Genomic DNA, 18,463 nt, shown 5'->3' on the forward strand with positions numbered 1-18,463 from the left:
CTCTTCGGTCGGCGGGGCTAGAGCCCCACCACGTCGACGGTTTCGCGGGTGGTGGTGGTCACTGTCCCCAGTTTGCGGATATGCGCTTCGACCACGTCCCAGATCGGCGGTCCTTCCGTGCCCTCGTTGACGCTTGCCCATCCGGCGACCTGATAGCTGCGGGCAGGGTCGATCTTTTCACCGGTTTTCAACAGCGTCATCTCAGATATCCGCTCCCCCTGCGGCTTTGAGATGTCGATACGGTAGCCAAGGCCGCCGGTCCGCACCATGTCACCGCCCTGCTGGTAATAGGGATCTGGGTTAAAGATGTTGTCGGCCACGTCCTCGAGCACGACTTTCAGAAATTCGCCGGTCATCTCGGTGCGGTAGGCCTCGGGGTAGGTCATCGAGGTGACGTTCCAGATGTCTTCCCGGGTGATCTCGGCCCCGGGCGTCAGGCTTGGCCCCCAGCGCACACCGGGGCTCAGCGCGATTTCCGCGTCGCGCTCAGAAAGCAACGCATCGCAGATCAGATCATCCCAGGAGCCATTGAAATTGCCGCGCCGATAAAGCAGCGAGTCGGTCGTACCGATCACTTCCTCCAGTTCCGCCTTATATGGCGCGCGTTCCTCGTCAATCAGCGCGGTCATCTCGGCATCGGGTTCGATCACATCCGAAAAGATCGGGATCAGCTTGTGACGGAACCCCATCATCTGACCGTCCCGTACATCCAGATCGATACGGCTTACGAATTTTCCGTTCGACCCCGACGCGATGATGATCGTGTCGCCAACCAGAACAGGCTCGGGCAGCGCGTCATGGGTATGGCCCGAAAGGATCACGTCGATACCCGTCACGACCGAGGCCATTTTCTTGTCCACGTCGAAACCATTATGTGACAGGCAGACCACCAGTTCGGCCCCCTGTTCACGCACCTCGTCGACCATCTCTTGCATATGCTGGTCCCGGATGCCGAACGAGTATTCGGGGAACATCCAGCCGGGATTGGCGATCGGCATATAGGGAAACGCCTGTCCGATCACCGCGATCCTGACGCCGCCGCTCTCGAAGAACTTGTAAGGCGGGAAGAGTTCCGCCGGTTCGTCCCACTCCGCGTCAAAGATGTTCTGTCCCAGAGCGGCAAAGGGCAGCGCCTCGACAAGCTCGGCCACGCGGTCCGATCCAAGGGTGAATTCCCAGTGAAAGGTCATCGCATCGGGTTTCAGGGCGGCCATGACGTTGAACATGTCCTGCGCCTGTGTTTGGTAGCAGGTATAAGATCCGTGCCATGTGTCGCCACCATCCAGCAAAAGCGCGTCCGGCCGGGCGGCGCGGATCGCCTTGACCACGGTTGCAACCCGGTCAAGCCCGCCAACCTTGCCATATGTCTGCGCCAGCGCTGAAAAGTCTCCCGAGGACAAGGCGTAATGCGACGGGCTGCCGTCCTCTATTCCATAGAGACGGCGGAAATCGGCACCGGTGACATGCGGCACCTCTCCCTTGTTCGGACCGACACCGATGTTGACAGACGGTTCGCGAAACAAGATCGGTTTCAGTTGCGCGTGAATATCGGTGATGTGGATGAGCGAGACATTTCCGAAGGTTTCGAATTCCAACAGTTGGTCCTGCGTCAGGCGTTGCTGAGCCGCCAGCCGCGCCCATGATCCAAAGCCCGAGGCGCCGGTCAAGGACGCTGCGGCCATGGAAACCTGCAGGAAATCGCGTCGAGAGATCATGTGTGCTGCCTTCCTCGGTTCACATATAAACATTCATCATTATGAATGTATTTGGTGCAGATATCCCCGCCCGGATTTGCCGCGCGGGGTTTTAACTCAGTTCCGGACCGAGGGTGCGGACACCGAAAGCCCATTGCCGCGCGAGGCGACGTAAAGCTCAAGCGCGATAAATTCGGGGCTGCCGGGATTAAAGGTCTCGGCGCGGGTGTCACGGACGCACCCTTTGAAACGAGCCTGCACCTGGTTCAGCTTGGTGTTCTTGAGCCGGTAGGTCGGGAAACCGTTGATTTGGCCCTGGCTGAGGTGATCGGCCCGGATGTGATTGCCATAATTTTCCTCGTGGCAATTCGCGCAGCTCAGTTCAAGCTGACCGTACCGGGTGTAATAGATCTCTTTGCCTTTTTCCCATGTTTCCCGAGCCGGGCCATCGATAGCGACGTTCACCGGAAGACCCCGCGACTGAACGGAAATAAGAGCCTCCATCGCCGTCATCTTGGCGCTGGTATAGCCATAGGGTTCCGCGCCCATCTGGCTTTCGCGGCACCCATTGATCTGCATCGCAAGGGTGCGGACTTCACCGGCATCGTCATTCCATTTCGGATAGACCGCGCGAACGCCGGCCATGCTCTCGGCCGGGTCGTCACCGTGACAGGACGCGCAGGACTTGTTCTTGTCGCCCTCGACAGTCGACCAGCTATCCATGGCCTGATCGACGGCGATCATGCCGGGATTGTCGAAATCATCCGCTTCCAGCGCCTGCGTCTCTTCCGACCGGAAACGCCAGCCGGAATAGATCGTGTCGATATTTTCCATGTGATCAGGCGCGGCCGCTTCGGTAACGATCTCGGTCTCGCCGTTGATGACAAGTTGATGGTCATCGGCGTCCGCAAAGGCGGCAGTCCCAATCGCCGCGAGCGTGACGGCAATGGCCGTCATCGGTTTGTACTTCATGTCACTCCTCCCAAAGCTGCCTGCCCCGGACTGGTCCGGAGCAGGTGGCGCGTTCAGCCGATCTCGACCGCCTTGCTTTCCTCGTAGACAGAGCCGTCATCGTCGTACCAGGTGAATTTGAACTCACCGGCTTCGGGCACCTTGGCCACGAATTCGAAATACGGGTTGGTCGAAATCGCCGGTTCCAGCGTGACGTCGATCACGTTCTGGCCATTGAAGTCGCAGGTAAAGCGATTGATGATCGAGCGCGGTATCTTGTTGCCATCGCTGTCTTTCCGCTGGCCGCTCTCCATCGGGTGGCTGATCAGCGTCTTGATGACGATATCCTCGCCCGCCGCCGCCGATTTCGGTACTTTCACGCGGGCTTTTACACCTTCTGCCATTTCTTGAGCTCCTCTCTCAGCCGCCGCAGCCGCCAATAGTGACCTTCACGGTCTTCGATGCCTTGGCGAAACTGCCGTCGGCAAGTTTTGCCACCGCCACCACGTCCTGCGTCCCGGCCAGCCGGATACGGGTCGAGGCACGCTGTTCAGAGGCAAGCGGGCCAAAGTTGAAGGTCGCGACCGGCGGGGTGGGGTTTCCTGTTGCCAGAACCATGATGGCCGTGGCGCCGGGGGCGCTGACATCGATTGGAACCGTGTTGCCGTTTTCCGCGATCTCTGGCGCGTTCAGGTCGACCCCGCCCTTCGTTAGATCCGCACCGCCGGTAAACTCCGCGATCAGATCGTCTGCTGCCGCCGCGTTCACGCGGAACGGCAGGAATGTCATGGCCGCAGCGCCAACCCCAAGGGCCAGGGTTTCGCGTCTCGTCAGTTGCATTGCACTCTCCTCATCATGCGGGTCATCCCTCCTTCAGCGTCTGGAGAAAGGCGACGACGTCCTCGATCTCCTGCGCCGACAGGATCGGTGGCAGGTCAGCCGGTGCGGCCTTGCCCGTGTAGGCATCGCCGGGCCGGACAAAGCCGGTGGTTTTGTAAAAGGCCGGCATCACCGTCCCTTCAAACGTCTGTTTCGCGTTGGCCACGATCCCGCGCAGCTCGGCCGCGCTGCGGTACTCGCCAACAAAGTCGAGCGGCGGGCCCACTTCGCCATGAAACGGTGCGTCTTTCAGCGCCGCCACGTCATGGCAGGCAATGCAGTTGCCCTTGCCGCGCGATATCATGATTTCCCTGCCGCGTGCCGGATCGCCCAGCGCATCGGTGAGCGGCGCTTCGATCGCTCCCTCGTTGAACTCAATGTTCGCAGGCAGCACTGTCTCAGCCGCCGCCGCGGTCGCGAAAAGCGCGAGCGCAGACGGAATCAGAACCGTGATCCTCATGTCTCCTCCCGAATTGTAACGTCACGTTAGCAACGATATGCCGCAGAACGCAACATCAAATTCATCTAGTTGAATATTATGATGTGATTCGCTTGCGATTCAGTTCCCGCGCTCTTCGATTTTCCGGGCATGGTATTTCTGAAACGGCTCCTCCCCATCATAGCCTTTTCCCAGCACCCAGTTCAGCAGGTCGAAGGTGGTCTGCTTGCCAAAGGCACCCGGCATGACGGCAGCGGCTGCCTGCGTGGCCATCGCGTCCTTGGGCACCTGTTCCTGCATGAAGATCATCGTCGGGGTGAACAGCAGGCCCCAGCGGCGCACCATCTCTTTTTCGGCCAACGCGGTGCCGTCAAAATCGGTGACTTCCACGTCGCCGAACATATTGATCTGGATGACGAAATAGCTGTCGTTCAGCAGGGTCTCGATTTCAGGCTGGATAAAGACTTCCTCGTGCATCTTGCTGCAATAAATGCAGCCCCGCTGCTCAATCAGCAGCATCAGCCGTTTGCCCTCGGCCTCCGCTTCGGCAAGGTCTTCGCGTAGGTCCCTGAAGGTATCGTGCATCCACGGTGCCTTGTGTAGACCGTCATCACCCAACCCGGTCGCATGAACCGGCGCCGCCATCGTCAACATTACGGCCAGTGTTCCCAATAGTTGCTTCATTTTTTCCTCCCGGGGGGTCACCCCACATTCTGGAACCACGGCACGTGTTCCAGCATCCATTGCGCAATAAGGTTCACCGAATCCGTTGCGATCAGTACCGCGAACAGGATGAGCAGCACGCCCATGGCCTTTTCGACCAGTCCAAGATGCTTTCGGAATCGCTTCATCCACCGCATGAACGGGCCGACGAACAGCGCCGCGACCACGAATGGCGCGGTCATCCCTACCCCGTAGATGAACAGGAGGAGCCCGCCCCGCAGGGCCGATTCCTCTCCGGCGGCGGTGAACAGGATCGCGGCCAGAACCGGACCCACACAGGGTGTCCAGCCAAAGGCAAAGGCAAGACCGATCACATAGGCGCCCACAAGGCTGACGTTCTGTACATCGCCCGCATCTGCCCGCCATTCGCGGTAGAGCAGGGGAATTTTCACCACCCCCAGAAAATGCAGCCCCATGACAAAGATGATCGCAGCCGCCGTCCATTTGAGGATATCGAAATAGTCTCGCACCATCTGGCCAAAGAATGACGCCGACGCGCCCAAAGCGACAAAGATCGTGGTCACGCCAAGCGCGAACAGGGCCGAGGCCAGAACCGCCCGTCGCCGGACCGCCGCTGGCACGGCACCGTCTTCCGCAAGGTTCTGCACCCCCGTCCCCGCCAAGTAGCCAAGGTAGAATGGCACCATAGGCAGGATGCAGGGCGACACAAAGGACAGCATCCCCGCGACCAAAGCGCCGAGAAAAGTGACATCCAGCATCGGAACCGCCCATTCATCTTGATAAATTCAAATATTACATTATGATTTTGAATGACCCTGGGTTCAATCTGGCAAAGTGAAGATTACAAAACGAATATCTCTCGCCGTCTTGGCATTGGCCCCGCAATTCTGTTGGGCCGATACCCGCGTCCTCAATGGCGTCGGGTCCAAACGGTTTGCCTGCCGACCGGGTAAAGACTTTTTTCGCATCCCATTGAGCCCTATGCTAACAACCGACGACATGGGCTTGAGCGAAACAGGACGAATGAACGATGACGCTTGAAAGCGGCAAAACTGAAGATCAAAACGCCGAACCTGTTGCCGCGCGCCTTCCGGTCTTTGACGCGGATACAAGCCCCGAGGAAATGGACCGGATGATGCGCAATGCCACGCGCGCGTCGAATTTCCTCAAGACGATCGGACACGAAGGCCGGATGATGATCCTGTGCCATCTCGTCTCGGGCGAAAAGTCGGTGATGGAACTCGAAGAACTGTTGTCGGCACGACAAGCGGCGGTCTCTCAGCAGCTGTCGCGGCTCAGGCTCGAGGGCCTGGTAACGCCGCGCCGCGAGGGCAAGACGATCTACTACGCCTTGACAGATGACCGGCCGCGCAAAATCATGGAAGTTGTCTACGACCTGTTCTGTCGGGAGGAGTGACCGCGCGGCCCGCCGCGCGGTTAAGGCACAGGACGATGAAATGCTTGACTATCTGTCCGAGGCGCAGGCTGTTGCGCTGATCGGCCTATTGGGTGGTATCGCCCTTGGACTGGCCGCGCGTGTCGGTCGATTCTGCACGCTCGGCGCCATCGAGGATGCGCTCTATGGCGGGGATGAAAGACGTCTGCGCATGTGGGGGATCGCCATCGGCACGGCCGTGATCGCGGCCCATCTCGCTATGCATTTCAACCTGATCGCTGCCGAAGACACTGCCTATGTCGCCCTGACCTGGAACCCGGTCGGCGCGGTACTCGGCGGGCTGACTTTCGGTTACGGCATGGCGCTCAGCGGCAACTGTGGCTACGGCGCGCTGGCGCGTCTGGGTGGAGGCGACCTCCGTTCCCTGATGATCGTACTGGTAATGGGCATTTCGGCATATATCGTGATGTCCGGTCCGCTCGCGACCCTACGCCTGACGCTCTTTCCGGTCGATACGGCCCCTGATCCGCAAAGCATGTCCCTCGCCATTGAGGCTTTGACCGGCGTCCCGCGTTGGATCACCGGCATCGCCATCGGCGCGATCATCCTTGGCGCGACCTTCGCCCATCAGTGGGAACCCATGACTGTCCGGCATATATTCTGGGGCGCGGTGGTCGGCCTTGCCGTGGTTTCGGGCTGGATGGGCACGCAGTGGGTTTCTGTCCATGGCTTCTCGGCCGAGATCCCCCGCACCCATACCTTTGCCGCACCGATCGGAGAAACCACGCTCTTTCTCATGACAGCCTCGGGCACGCCGCTGACCTTCGGTGTCGGTTCTATCGCGGGCGTGCTCGCCGGATCATGGATCGGCTCTTGCCTGCGGGGTGAATTCCGCTGGGAAGCCTGCGACGATTCCCGCGAATTAAAACGCCAGATTGTTGGCGCCGCGCTCATGGGCGGCGGTGCGATACTGGCGGTCGGCTGCAGTATCGGGCAGGGCATTTCCGCATTCTCGCTGCTGGCCTATTCCGCCGTGCCGACACTGCTGTCGATCTTTGCCGGCGCGGCGCTGGGCCTGCGTCACCTGCTCTTGGGTTACTCCCAGTAAACAGTCACGCCTCGTTCGCCGGTTCCGTCTCTCTCGTCGCGCGGTAGACGGCCACGATGTCCCGCCGAACCTCATCGGGCTGTTTTTCCACCGCCTTGGCAAGGCATTTCAATTCCCGCCGCGCGCTGTGAAGGTTGTCGAGCAAGGACAGCACGACCGGGATCGCATCGGTGGGCAGAGACATCTCCTTGCGCAGATCGCACACCAGCCGGATTCGCGCGATGTCCAGATCATCGAAAACCGGGCCGCTGTCGCCTTGCGCGGGGCGCACCCAGCCTTCCCCGACCCAGACCCGCAGATCCCTGAGACTCAGGCGCCGGATACGGGCAACGACAGCACGTTCGTCATAACTCATGTTTTCCTCCGCAGCTCCTCGCGCGGGTCGAAATTCACATGATCCCGCCAGCGCTTTGCGATCTCTTCCATTTGCGCATCTGTATGCTTGGGTATGTCGATCCTCAGCCGCACGATCTGGTCGCCCGCACCGCCGCCGCTCTTGGCGATGCCTTTTCCCTTCAGCCGCAGCCGTCGGCCCGAGGACGCGCCCTTGGGAATCGACATGGAAACCGGCCCGTCAATCGTCGGCACCTCGACCTTTGCGCCCAGAACCGCTTCGTCGAAGCTGATCGGCAGTTCGACCTCGATATCATCGCCTTCCCGCTGGAATACAGGGTGGGGTCGAATCGAAATCGTGACCAGCGCATCGCCTGCCGGTCCCTTGCCATGACCCGGCGCACCCTTGCCACGAAGCCTCAGGGTCTGGCCCTCGCGCAGCCCCTTAGGGATCGATATGTCGAGCCTTTTGCCGTCTGGCATCGTCACCGCATGTTTCCCGCCACGGGCCACATCCAGAAAATCGACCTCGAGATTATAGCGCAGATCCTGCCCGCGGGCATCGAAGCTCTGCCGATAACCGCCCGACCCGCGCCGCCCGAAGAGATCGGAAAACAGGTCGGACATGTTCTCGAACCCTTCCTGGCCGGTGCCGGGATCATATCGCCTGCCTTCATTGCCGCCGGCATATTGGTGATAAAAGTTCCGCTCCGGGCGTTCCTGTCCCGAGGCGTCTATCTCGCCCGCGTCGAACTGCCGGCGTTTTTCCGGATCGCCAAGCAGATCATAGGCCGCCGAAACCGCCTGAAACTCGGCCTGCTTGCCGCTGTCGCCGGGATGCAGGTCGGGGTGCAGCTTCTTGGCAAGCTTGCGATAGGCCTTCTTGATTTCGTCCTGCGTTGCCGTCTTGGCCACACCCAGAACCTTGTAAGGATCATCACTCATCGGTCGGTGTCTCGTGTCAGTTAATGACGTATGTTATTGTTACATATATGATCGATTTTTCGAGATCCGAGATTGAATATCAAATCAGTCCATCGCTTCGGGTATTTCGCAGATACTTTCCGGCCGTGACGAACCGCCGTCAATTTGGTGGGGTCATCAGCTTGTTGCTCAGTTCCACCAGCCTGCCGGTCTTTTCGGCGTAATCGTCCATCGCCTTTTGCACATATTCGGCCTGAATATGCTTCAGCTCACCCGGTGTATGGGAATGCAGGATGCGATGCTGGGTCAGCACGTCTTCGCGGATGCGCTCGGCGACAAAATCCTGAAGTTCACTGCCGATATCCAACCATGTTTCCAGATAGTCCCTGCCGTTCCACTTGGAAAAATCCCAGCGCAGTTTGATCATCTTTTCGACGGGTGCCTTTTCTTTGGTATTCGCCATGATTCGGTCTCCGGTATCTGAAAGAACTGATTGCCGTATTCTGCGCATCCGCCGCATTTCTACCTTGATCGAAGTCAACGTAACTTGTCTTTGCGATGCCTAGGCTGCGGCCCGAATTGTATGTTCCGTTGTAAACGCAGGGGGCGGTGACGACAGGATAGGGAAGGGCGCAAAAATGTCCGACGAACAGGACGAGGTCATCCAATTTCTGATGAACCCGGCGCAGCACGGTGGGGCGTCGGTCGACCATGTGGAAACCCATGGCGCGCATATCTTTCTTGCCGGAGACGAGGCGCTAAAGATCAAGCGCGCGGTCAGCTATGATTACATGGATTTTTCGACGCTGGACATCCGCGAAAAGATGCTGCGGCGCGAACTGGAGTTGAACCAGCCCGCCGCGCCCGAGATCTATCGCGACGTCATCCCCGTTACGCGGAACGAAGATGGGCTGGACCTTGACGGAACCGGTGAGCCGGTCGAATGGGTCCTGCGCATGTGGCGTTTCCCCAAAGAGGCCGAGCTGTCGCAGGTCGTCGCGCGCGGTGAAATGACGGACCGGCTGGCCGAAGACCTCGGTCGCGCGGTTGCAAAATATCATGCGCAATCGTCCCCACGTGAGGCAGACGGCGCGCGTTTGATCGGCGAGATCATCGAAGAACTCGAAACCGCCTTTTCCGGCATGGGGCCGCAATTGGGTGACGCACGCGTGGCGCAGTTTTCATCGCGCGCCCGAAAGGCTTTCGACCGGGTTTCGCCGCTGTTGACCGAGCGCAGCGCAGCGGGCCGCGTGCGCCGCTGCCACGGCGATCTGCATTTGCGCAACCTCGTGCTGATCGACGGGCGACCGGTCCCGTTCGATGCGCTGGAATTCGATGAAACGCTCGGCACATGCGACATCCTATATGACCTCGCCTTTCTGGTGATGGACCTGCAGCACCAGGCTCTGCACCGCGCTGCGAATATAGTCCTGAACGCATGGCTTTTCGAACAGGGCGGCGCGGAAGACAGCTCGCTTGCCGCGCTACCGCTGTTCCTTGCAATCCGCGCCGGTATCCGCGCGATGGTGGATGTCCAGACGGACGCCGCCGCGCACCACGAAGGCCAATCCAACAGTGATGCGCAATCCTACATGGATTACGCGGGCAGGGCGCTTGCCGATGCGCCGCCGCGCCTGATTGCGGTGGGCGGGCTGTCAGGCACCGGCAAGACAACACTGGCCCGATGTCTGGCCCCCGAGATTGGGCGTTTTCCGGGCGCGGTACACCTTCGCAGCGATCTTGAGCGTAAGGCGCTGGCCGGTGTCGATCCGCTGGAACATCTCCCCGAGGACGCCTACTCGGCCGCATCTGCGCAGGCCGTTTATGACAGGCTTCAGCAGCGGGCCGAAACCATTCTCGCCGTGGGTCAGTCCGTCATCCTCGATGCGACCTTCATGGCGCAAGCAGAACGCGAGGCCGTCGCATCGCTGGCGCAACGCGCCGGTGTCAATTTCACGGGAATATGGCTCGAAGCGCCACAAAAGACCCTGACAAACCGCGTCACAAATCGCCGGGAGGATGCCTCCGACGCAGATGCCTCGGTGGTCGCGAAGCAATCAAAACGCGATGTCGGAGATATTGCCTGGACCTGCCTCGATACCAACGGAGAACTAAACGACCTGGTTGCCCGGGCGTTCGACATCGTCCGATAAGCCACTACTAGCGCCACACGGTAATCGAATGGATTTAACTCACGCAGTGTTCTTGATCACGTGGGAACAGCGTCGCCCGGCCCCACGATGCTCTGTACTCTCGATGCTGTCCGACTTGCCAAGTAGCGATTGAACCACATTCTTTTTGCCGGGCACGCGCGAGAACTGGTCCAGAGCCTCGACCGCGCGCCGCTGGTGTGGCACGACCCGCGCTATGGTTCGGTTGTCTCGCGATGGCAACGGGTCCGAAATGCTCTGATGGTCGGCCCATCCGCTCGACAGAGCACCAGAAATGAAAGTGAAGAATAATGAAGAATATCCCGTGGCGCTCTATTTTCGCGTGGTTGCTGGTCGCCTTCTTTGCCCTTGGCGGCACGATGAACATTTTCGCCACGCCTGAAATCCTCATGGATTACGCACGCTGGGGCTATCCGAGCGGATTCAACTATCTGACCGGTCTTCTGGAATGGTTCTCGGCGATCCTGATCGCAATGCCGCGCACCCGCCTGATCGGAAGCCTGCTCGCAGCCGGCGTCATGGCGGCAGCGGCCGGAACGGTTCTGCTGGCGGGGGAATATTCCCACGCGATTCCGCCCCTGATCGTTCTCGCGCTGGTCCTGTTGAACGCCGCGCTGACCGTGCGGGTAGCCTCAGCGAAAGCGGTCCGCCAGTAGCGAACCTTGCAAGCGCAGCGCGCGCGGGCGGACTGCGAGCAATCCGCTACAGGATAAATCTCTCGCTCCGCTGCTTACCGAATGGTAGAAAAAGACTCGCCCAGAAATTGATCGGGTCTTTTTTACTTTGCCCTTCGCATTTGGATCCGGCCACGAAACGGCATAGACGGAGTGTGACGATGATCGGAAACCTCGTGAGCAAGGCTCTGATATGGCTGTTTGGCGCGCTTTTCATCACCGTCGCGCCTTCCATTTCGGCTGAACCGGACATGATCACCATTTCAGGCAGTCTCGAATACCGAGAACGGATCGCCCTGCCACCGGAGTCCACGGCCCGCATTACTCTGATCGATGCCAGCCGGATGGACGTCGGCGCGACACGGCTGGCCTTGCTCGAAATTCCCGCCGGGCAGGTGCCTGTGCCCTTTGCCTTCTCCCTACGGCGTGAAACGCTTGGAGCCGAGAGGATGCTGGCGCTCAGAGGCACGATCCATGCGCCCGATGGTGCGCTGATCTGGACAACGACAGAGACCATCCCAGTTGACCCGGCGCTGCAAGAGGTCAAGCTTGGCCGGTTGCTCCTGTCGCAAGTCTCGGGCATGCCTGAAATCACAGGCCGCGAATGGCTGGTCGAGGATATCGACGGCAAGGGTGTCATCGACAATGCCCGCACGACTCTGACCTTTGACGATGAGGGTCGCGTTTACGGCTTGGGCGGCTGCAACACCTACACCGGGTCTTACGAAATCGATGGTGACAAACTGTCTCTCGGCCCCGTTGCGAGCACCCGCAAAGCCTGCGTACCGGCCCTCGGAGATCAGGAGGCGAAATTCTTCGCTGCGCTGAACGACGTCGAGCGTTTCGAAATCTCGCCAACCGGGGCGCTCATCCTGACCGGTCCCAATGGGCACAGTATAACGGCCCGCTGACAGCAACCTTAAGCCAGCGGATGGAAACAGGCCGCGCCCGACTGACCGCCCTCGGGCAGTTTCGGAGTCTCGCTCCGGCAAATCTCCGTTGCATGCGGGCAACGCGCCGCAAAGGCGCATCCCGGCGGCGGGTTCAGCGGATCGGGAAGCTCGCTGCCTTTCGCCTCGGGCGCAGTCAGCGGACGGCCAACCACCGGCGCGCTCTCGGCCAGCAGACGCGTATAGGGATGGCGGGGCGCGCGAAACACCTCTTCCGCACGTCCGATTTCCATCACCGATCCGAAATAAAGCACGGCGATACGGTCACTGACCGCTTCGACCACCGCAAGATCATGGCTGATGAACAGGTAGGTCAGATCCAACTCGGCTTTTAGATCGGCCAGCAGGTTCAGCACCTGCGCCTGCACGGAAACATCCAGCGCGGAAACCGGCTCGTCAAGGATCAGGATGCTGGCTTCGGCCGCCAGCGCCCGCGCGATCCCGATGCGCTGGGCCTGCCCGCCGGAAAATTCATGCGGATAGCGATCAAGGAATTCTTCCCGCAGGTTCACGCTGTCGAAAATCTCGGCGATCCGTCGGTTGCGCTCGGCCTTTTTCATGCCGTGGAGCCGTTTCAGCGGCGCTTCCATCACTTGCCGGATCGTCTTGCGCGGGTTGAGCGAGGAAATCGGGTCCTGAAACACGTACTGGATCCGTTTCCCGAAAACCGCCGGATCCGCATTGTCGAGCGCTGCACCCTCGATTTCGATCTGGCCCGTGGTCGGCTCAAGCAATCCCACCAGCATCCGCGCGAGGGTGGACTTGCCACATCCGGATTCACCCACGATGCCAAGGGTTTCGCCCTTCTCGACCGTAAGCGTGATCGGATGCACCGCCCGCACCACGCCCTTGGGCGCGCCGAACAGGCGGCGCCCGACCGCAAAGGATTTCGACAGATTATCGAGCTGAAGTGCAATCGTCATTCGGCAGCCTCCCGCAGCGGCGTCTCCGGGTGGATGCAACGCACGGCCCGCGCGCCTTCGCGTTCAAGATGGATTTCGCCCGTTCGGCAATCCTCGCGCGCCTTGGTGCAGCGGTCGGCAAAGGCGCAGCCTGCGGGCAGCTTGTCGACCACCGGCGGCAGGCCCGGGATCGCCTCGAGCCGTCGCTTGCCCCCGCCCAGTTCCGGCACACAGGCCATCAGCCGTGCGGTATAGGGATGCAGCGGCGTTTCAAGGATGCCCCGCGTCGGCCCTTCCTCGACGATGCGCCCCGCGTACATCACGGCAACCCGGTCACAAAGCTGCGCGACGACGCCGAAATCATGGGTAATGAACACAATCGCCAGCCCACGCGACCGCTGCAGATCGTCCAGCAAAGACAAGATTTGCGCCTGCACCGTGACATCCAGCGCGGTGGTCGGTTCATCAGCGATGATAATATCCGGATCATTCGCCAGCGCCATCGCGATGCCGACCCGCTGCCGCATCCCGCCGGACATCTCGTGGGGGTAATCCGACACGCGTTTTTCCGGGTTCGGTATCCGCACTGCCTTGAGCAGTTCAATAGCCTTCGTCTGGCCTTCCGCCTTGCCGATGGGCCGGTGCGAGCGGATCGCCTCGATAAGCTGATCGCCGACACGGTAAAGTGGATGCAGCGTCGCCAGCGGGTCCTGAAAGATATAGGCCACGTTGCGCCCCCGCATCTCCCGCAGCCGTCGGTAGGGCGCGCCGATCAGGTCTTCCCCGTCATAGCGCACGGCCCCGCCCGCGATCACGCCCGGCGGCGACGCGACAAGCCCCATGACGCTTAGCGCGGTGACCGACTTGCCCGAGCCGCTCTCGCCGATGATCCCCAGGCATTCGCCCGGCTTCACATGCAGCGACACACCCCCGACAGCCCTGTAGTTCCGGTCGCGCACATGGAACTGGGTCTGCAGGTTCTGCACCTCCAGCAATCCTGCACCGGTGGCCTCGGGCACCGGCTCGCGCCGGTCGACTCGTGTGGCCGCCATGGGCCGCGACAGGGCGCCGGATTTCAGGCGCGGATCAAGCGCGTCACGCACCCCGTCGCCCAGCAGGTTGATCGACATCACGATGATCAGGATCATTACACCCGGCACAATCGAGGTATGAGGATTGGTAATCAGAGCCGAGCGCGCCTCGCCCAGCATCGACCCGAGATCAGCCTGCGGCGGCTGCGACCCAAGACCAAGAAAGCTCAGACCGGCGGTTTCAAGGATCATCCAGCCGATGGTGGTGGACATGGCGATCACGATCACCGGGATCACGTTGGGCAGGATCTCGGTCAGGATGATCCGCGCGTTGGTCAGTCCCGCCAGCCGCGCCGCATCCACGAATTCCTTATGCGCCAGCCCCACCGTGATGCCGCGGATATTGCGGGCAAAGAACGGCACGTTCACCGCCGCCACGGCGATCAGCGCGTTCAAAAGCCCCGGCCCAAGCGCGGCAACAATCGCAAGCGCCAGCAGGATATAGGGAAAGGCCATGAGCATATCGACGCCGCGCATGATGATATTGTCGACCCGCCCGCCGTAATAGCCCGAAATGATCCCGATGGCCGCACCGATCGTCGCCGCAACGATGGCAGCGGCAAACCCCACCGCGAGTGACAGCCGCGTCCCCCAAAGCAGCCGCGACAGCATGTCCCGGCCCAGATGATCCGTCCCCAGCAGCGCCCCCTCGCTGAACGGCAGCCTGAACCGGTTCGCCGTATCCGTCACATCCGGGTCCGCCAGCGGCAAAATCGGCGTGACCAGCGCCAGCAACACCACCAGCGCCATAACAATCGCCCCGGCCAGTGCCAGCCGGTTCCGCGCCAGCAGTCTGAGAAAACCGGTCATGTCTTGATCCTCGGATCAAGCAGGCTCTGCGTCACGTCCACCGCGATGTTGAACAAAACGTAGCAAGCCGCGACAAAGACGACGCCGCCCTGCACCAGCAGGATATCCCGCTTCAGGATCGCGTCGACCAGCATCCGGCCCACGCCGGGCCACTGGAAGACAATCTCGATATAAACCGCGCCCGACAACACGAACCCGGCCTGGATGCCCAGCACCGGAATAATCGACACCATCGCCGCCTTGAGCGCATGACGCCAGATCACCCCACGCTCATGCACGCCCTTGGCCCGCGCGGTGCGGATGAAATCCTGCCGCAACACTTCGAGCATGGCCGACCGGGACAGCCGCGCGATCACCCCGGTCGCCACCACGGCCAGCGCGATGGCAGGCAGGGTCAGGTGACTGACCAGAGCCGACAGATCGCGCGCGCCGTAGATCGGCCACATGCCCGACACCGGGAACCAGCGCAGGTTCACCGCGAAAAACAGGATCATCATCATGCCAAGAAAAAAGGACGGGATCGAAATCCCCAGAAGCACCGCGAAAGTAATGATCTTGTCGCCCGCGCCATACTGGTTCGCGGCGGAAACGACCCCCGCGATGACGCCAAAGATGGAACAGAGCACAAAGGCGGTCCCGGCCAGCACCAGTGTCCCGTTGAAACGTTCCAGCACCTCATCGATTACCGGCCGGTTCAGCGCGAAAGAGGTACCGAAATTACCGGTCAGCATATTGCCAAGCCAAATGAAATACTGCTGCACCAATGGCTTATCGAGCCCAAGATCGCGGTTCAGCTTCTCGACGTTCTCCGGCGTGGCATAGGACCCAAGGATCGCGGTGGCCGGATCGCCAGGGATCATCGCCATGATCAGGAAAACGATCACCGTGATCCCGAGCAATACCGGGATGGCCGACAACAATCGTTTGACGATATAGCTTCCCATCCTTGCCCTCCCCGGGCTGGTCCGGACAAGGGGCACCGCACCCCTCTTCTTCTTGCTGAAAATACTCCCGCCGGAGGCCCGCGCCGGCCCCCGGCCGGCGCGTTGGTCGGGCCGGAACCGCCGGCCCGAAGCCTCAGTTCTTCACGACGTCATCCAGCAGCAGGAAAAACGACGGCTGAAGCGAGAAATTCTCGACGCGGTCGCTGGTCACCGCGTTCTGCTTCCAGTTCGCGACAAAAACCCAGGGCGCATCTTCCTGCACGATCACCTGCATCTCTTTGTACAGCTTCGCGCGTTCTTCCTGATCGGTGGCGACGCGCGCCGCTTCCAGCAGCTCGTCCACCTTCGGGTTGGAATAATAGCCCGAGTTGAACCCGCCCTTGTCCGGCCATGCGTCGGTGCGCAGCGCGAGGAAGGGCAGGGTATCCGGGTCATTTGTCATCCATGCCATCTCGGCCATGTCCGCCTTGCCTTCCAGACCGGGATTCACCTCGCCAAGGAAGGTGTTCCACTCATAGGTCTCGATGGTCACGTCGAACCCTACCGCTTCCAGATCGGCCTGCATCGCCGTTCCCATGGCAATCGGGTCCAGCATGCCCGACCCGCCTTCGGTCACATAAAAGGTCAGCGACGCCCCTTCCGCCCCGGCTTCGGCCAGTAGTTCCTTGGCCTTTTCCGGGTCATAAGGATACGGTTCGAGATCCGGGTTATACGCCCAGGCGAAAGCGGGCGGAGTCGGCCCGGCAGCGACCTCGGCAGTGCCTTCGAGCACGTTGTTTACCAGCGCTTCCTTGTTGATCGCGTAATTCGCGGCCTGACGCACCAGCTTGTCGGCAAAGGGGCCTTCCTTGGCGTTCAGGATCAGGAACCATACATGCGGCCCGGCCTGCTCGAACACGGAATACTGTTCGCTCTGGAACTCGCTCAGCGCAACGGGCGGCACCTCGACCATCAGGTCGATCCCTCCCGCCAGCATCTCGGCAGTTCGGGTGTTTGCGTCCGTGATCGGACGGAAAACAACCGCCTGCAGCTCCGGCGCGCCGTCCCAGTAGTCCGGGTTGGCTTCGATCACCACCGCCTCGTTCGACCGCCATTCGCCGAATTTGAACGGCCCGGTGCCCGAGGGGTTGCGCCCGAAATTGGATCCGCCCGCTTCGACGGCGGCGGGCGACACGATCAGACCGGTTGGATAGGCAAGGTTCGACAGGAACGGCGCGTAGGGCGCGTTCAGCGTGAATTTCACCGTCAGCGGATCGACCACTTCGACGTTTTCGACAGCCGTAAAGAAAAAGGCCAGCGGGAAGGGCCCGGTGTCATGGAAAGGATGGCTCTCATCCAGCATCCGGTCGAAATTGAACTTTACCGCCTCGGCGTCAAAGGCGCTGCCATCGTGAAATGTCACCCCGTCGCGCAGGGTAAAGGTGTATTCGGTCCCGTCTTCCGAGATCGTCCAGTCCGTGGCCAGCGCCGGTTCCACTTCCAGTGTGCCGTCCTTGTAGCGCACCAGCCCGTCGTAGACGTTCATCAGGATCCGGAAATCGTTCACCGCGGTCACGGCTGCCGGGTCAAGCGACTTTGGCTCGGCGATCTGGCCGACGATCAGGACGCCGGGCGGGGTCTGTGCCTGCGCCAGCGATGCGGCCCCCAGCATCAAGGCCAGCGCGGTGCCAGCAGCCAGCACACCCCGGCGTGAGAAAGAAACAAGCGACATGGCCGCACCTCCACTGAAATTTGTTTTATTTATCATGATAAATTGCATGAGGCCAAATTTTCATGATAAATTCAACCCCATGATAAGAGAGCCACTGAAATGACAATTTCGATACTCGCCTTCGACGAAAAAACGGGCAGTTACGGCGGCGCGGCCACGACAGGCAGTCTTTGCGTTGGCGGCTGGGTTCTGCGCGGCGACGCCGAATCGGGGATGTCCGCCTCCCAGGGGTCCCTGCCTTCGACACTTTGGGGCACAGGCGCGCTCGGTCTCATGAAACAGGGCCTGACTGCCGCGCAAACCGTGGCAAATCTGACCGGCGAGGACAGCGGTCGCGATCATCGCCAGATGTCGGCGCTCGACCTTAACGGCAATACGGCCGCCTTCACCGGTCAGGAAAGTATCGCCTTTGCCGGATCTCGCGAAGCGCCCCACGTCGTGGTCGCCGGCAACCTGCTGTCTTCCGCCTCGGTGCTGGATTCCTGCATTGAAGCTTACACCCGCTCCGAGTCATCTTTTGAGCTGCGTCTTATTGAGGCGCTAGAGGCAGCGGCCAGCACTGGCGGCGACAGCCGTGGTCTGCTTTCGGCAGCGATCCTCATCGTCAACCGCGATGCCGCACCGCTGTCGCTGCGCATAGATTACTCCGAGCAGCCTCTGCGCGACCTTCGCGCACTGTACCGCCGCGCCATGTCCACGCCGTATTCAGATTGGGCCGATCTCGTGCCAACCCTGAACGATCCGCACCGGGCGACCGCGCCTAGCGGTGCCATCGACCTGCGTAAATCGCCGGTGAAATAGG

General features: G+C 60.8%; 21 protein-coding genes. 6 read left to right on the forward strand and 15 right to left on the reverse strand.

All coding sequences use genetic code 11. The annotated features are described in order from the left end of the window. Nucleotides 1-17: 17 nt before the first annotated feature. From soxB to ACU0FH_RS10435, 7 genes are all read right to left on the reverse strand, one after another. A complete protein-coding gene (soxB, locus tag ACU0FH_RS10405; protein WP_446194537.1) occupies nucleotides 18-1,715 on the reverse strand; it encodes a thiosulfohydrolase SoxB in 1,698 nt (565 codons plus the stop codon). Between the two features lie 96 nt (nucleotides 1,716-1,811). Then, nucleotides 1,812-2,666, reverse strand: coding sequence for a sulfur oxidation c-type cytochrome SoxA (gene soxA, locus ACU0FH_RS10410; protein ID WP_088631558.1), 855 nt, complete (start codon nucleotides 2,664-2,666; stop codon nucleotides 1,812-1,814). Between the two features lie 53 nt (nucleotides 2,667-2,719). Continuing rightward, the gene (gene soxZ, locus ACU0FH_RS10415) at nucleotides 2,720-3,049 is read right to left on the reverse strand and encodes a thiosulfate oxidation carrier complex protein SoxZ (RefSeq protein WP_088631557.1); all 330 of its coding nucleotides are present in this window, start codon (nucleotides 3,047-3,049) and stop codon (nucleotides 2,720-2,722) included. Between the two features lie 16 nt (nucleotides 3,050-3,065). After that, nucleotides 3,066-3,485: a thiosulfate oxidation carrier protein SoxY gene (gene soxY / locus ACU0FH_RS10420; RefSeq protein ID WP_446194538.1), complete on the reverse strand. Its 420-nt coding sequence runs from the start codon at nucleotides 3,483-3,485 to the stop codon at nucleotides 3,066-3,068. Nucleotides 3,486-3,507: 22 nt separating this feature from the next. After that, nucleotides 3,508-3,984, reverse strand: a complete 477-nt coding sequence (gene soxX, locus ACU0FH_RS10425) for a sulfur oxidation c-type cytochrome SoxX (protein ID WP_446194539.1) — start codon at nucleotides 3,982-3,984, stop codon at nucleotides 3,508-3,510. A 99-nt stretch (nucleotides 3,985-4,083) separates the two neighbouring features. After that, nucleotides 4,084-4,647 (reverse strand): thioredoxin family protein, encoded by a 564-nt coding sequence (locus ACU0FH_RS10430; protein ID WP_446194540.1) that lies wholly within the window; start codon nucleotides 4,645-4,647, stop codon nucleotides 4,084-4,086. 17 nt (nucleotides 4,648-4,664) lie between these two features. Then, on the reverse strand, nucleotides 4,665-5,405 hold the full coding sequence (locus tag ACU0FH_RS10435) for a cytochrome c biogenesis CcdA family protein (RefSeq protein WP_446194541.1): 741 nt from the start codon (nucleotides 5,403-5,405) through the stop codon (nucleotides 4,665-4,667). Between the two features lie 272 nt (nucleotides 5,406-5,677). On the opposite strand from ACU0FH_RS10435, the gene ACU0FH_RS10440 reads away from it, so the two are divergent. Both ACU0FH_RS10440 and ACU0FH_RS10445 read left to right on the forward strand, forming a co-directional pair. Further along, nucleotides 5,678-6,064 carry an ArsR/SmtB family transcription factor gene (locus tag ACU0FH_RS10440; protein ID WP_446194542.1) on the forward strand — a complete coding sequence of 129 codons (387 nt, stop codon included), beginning with the start codon at nucleotides 5,678-5,680 and terminating at the stop codon, nucleotides 6,062-6,064. Nucleotides 6,065-6,104: 40 nt separating this feature from the next. Further along, on the forward strand, nucleotides 6,105-7,151 hold the full coding sequence (locus ACU0FH_RS10445; RefSeq protein WP_446194543.1) for a YeeE/YedE family protein: 1,047 nt from the start codon (nucleotides 6,105-6,107) through the stop codon (nucleotides 7,149-7,151). Nucleotides 7,152-7,155: 4 nt separating this feature from the next. On the opposite strand, the gene ACU0FH_RS10450 is transcribed toward ACU0FH_RS10445, so the two are convergent. From ACU0FH_RS10450 to ACU0FH_RS10460, 3 genes are all read right to left on the reverse strand, one after another. Continuing rightward, on the reverse strand, nucleotides 7,156-7,506 hold the full coding sequence (locus tag ACU0FH_RS10450; RefSeq protein ID WP_446194544.1) for a MerR family transcriptional regulator: 351 nt from the start codon (nucleotides 7,504-7,506) through the stop codon (nucleotides 7,156-7,158). Beyond that, on the reverse strand, nucleotides 7,503-8,429 hold the full coding sequence (locus tag ACU0FH_RS10455) for a DnaJ C-terminal domain-containing protein (RefSeq protein ID WP_446194545.1): 927 nt from the start codon (nucleotides 8,427-8,429) through the stop codon (nucleotides 7,503-7,505). Before ACU0FH_RS10455 ends, ACU0FH_RS10450 begins: the two co-directional genes overlap by 4 nt. A gap of 139 nt (nucleotides 8,430-8,568) precedes the next feature. Further along, on the reverse strand, nucleotides 8,569-8,871 hold the full coding sequence (locus ACU0FH_RS10460) for a phasin family protein (protein WP_446194546.1): 303 nt from the start codon (nucleotides 8,869-8,871) through the stop codon (nucleotides 8,569-8,571). A 175-nt stretch (nucleotides 8,872-9,046) separates the two neighbouring features. On the opposite strand from ACU0FH_RS10460, the gene ACU0FH_RS10465 reads away from it, so the two are divergent. Then, nucleotides 9,047-10,561, forward strand: a complete 1,515-nt coding sequence (locus ACU0FH_RS10465; RefSeq protein WP_446194547.1) for a bifunctional aminoglycoside phosphotransferase/ATP-binding protein — start codon at nucleotides 9,047-9,049, stop codon at nucleotides 10,559-10,561. Between the two features lie 39 nt (nucleotides 10,562-10,600). Here ACU0FH_RS10465 and ACU0FH_RS10470 read toward each other — a convergent pair whose 3' ends face one another. After that, nucleotides 10,601-10,765 (reverse strand): hypothetical protein, encoded by a 165-nt coding sequence (locus ACU0FH_RS10470; RefSeq protein WP_446194548.1) that lies wholly within the window; start codon nucleotides 10,763-10,765, stop codon nucleotides 10,601-10,603. A 104-nt stretch (nucleotides 10,766-10,869) separates the two neighbouring features. On the opposite strand from ACU0FH_RS10470, the gene ACU0FH_RS10475 reads away from it, so the two are divergent. Next, nucleotides 10,870-11,235 carry a DoxX family protein gene (locus tag ACU0FH_RS10475; protein WP_446194549.1) on the forward strand — a complete coding sequence of 122 codons (366 nt, stop codon included), beginning with the start codon at nucleotides 10,870-10,872 and terminating at the stop codon, nucleotides 11,233-11,235. Nucleotides 11,236-11,414: 179 nt separating this feature from the next. Next, nucleotides 11,415-12,164: an META domain-containing protein gene (locus ACU0FH_RS10480; RefSeq protein WP_446194550.1), complete on the forward strand. Its 750-nt coding sequence runs from the start codon at nucleotides 11,415-11,417 to the stop codon at nucleotides 12,162-12,164. An 8-nt stretch (nucleotides 12,165-12,172) separates the two neighbouring features. Here ACU0FH_RS10480 and ACU0FH_RS10485 read toward each other — a convergent pair whose 3' ends face one another. The 4 genes from ACU0FH_RS10485 to ACU0FH_RS10500 form a co-directional block, all read right to left on the reverse strand. After that, nucleotides 12,173-13,126: an ABC transporter ATP-binding protein gene (locus ACU0FH_RS10485; protein ID WP_446194551.1), complete on the reverse strand. Its 954-nt coding sequence runs from the start codon at nucleotides 13,124-13,126 to the stop codon at nucleotides 12,173-12,175. Beyond that, nucleotides 13,123-15,006, reverse strand: a complete 1,884-nt coding sequence (locus ACU0FH_RS10490) for a dipeptide/oligopeptide/nickel ABC transporter permease/ATP-binding protein (RefSeq protein WP_446194552.1) — start codon at nucleotides 15,004-15,006, stop codon at nucleotides 13,123-13,125. The genes ACU0FH_RS10485 and ACU0FH_RS10490 overlap by 4 nt, the downstream gene beginning before the upstream one ends. Beyond that, on the reverse strand, nucleotides 15,003-15,950 hold the full coding sequence (locus ACU0FH_RS10495; protein WP_446194553.1) for an ABC transporter permease: 948 nt from the start codon (nucleotides 15,948-15,950) through the stop codon (nucleotides 15,003-15,005). The genes ACU0FH_RS10490 and ACU0FH_RS10495 overlap by 4 nt, the downstream gene beginning before the upstream one ends. 133 nt (nucleotides 15,951-16,083) lie before the next feature. Beyond that, a complete protein-coding gene (locus tag ACU0FH_RS10500; RefSeq protein ID WP_446194554.1) occupies nucleotides 16,084-17,661 on the reverse strand; it encodes an ABC transporter substrate-binding protein in 1,578 nt (525 codons plus the stop codon). Between the two features lie 99 nt (nucleotides 17,662-17,760). Here ACU0FH_RS10500 and ACU0FH_RS10505 point away from each other — a divergent pair, with 99 nt between their 5' ends. Next, entirely contained in the window at nucleotides 17,761-18,462 is a 702-nt protein-coding gene (locus tag ACU0FH_RS10505) for a DUF1028 domain-containing protein (protein WP_446194555.1), read from the forward strand. The last annotated feature ends 1 nt before the right edge of the window (nucleotide 18,463 follow it).

This window comes from Heliomarina sp., from assembly GCF_052826185.1.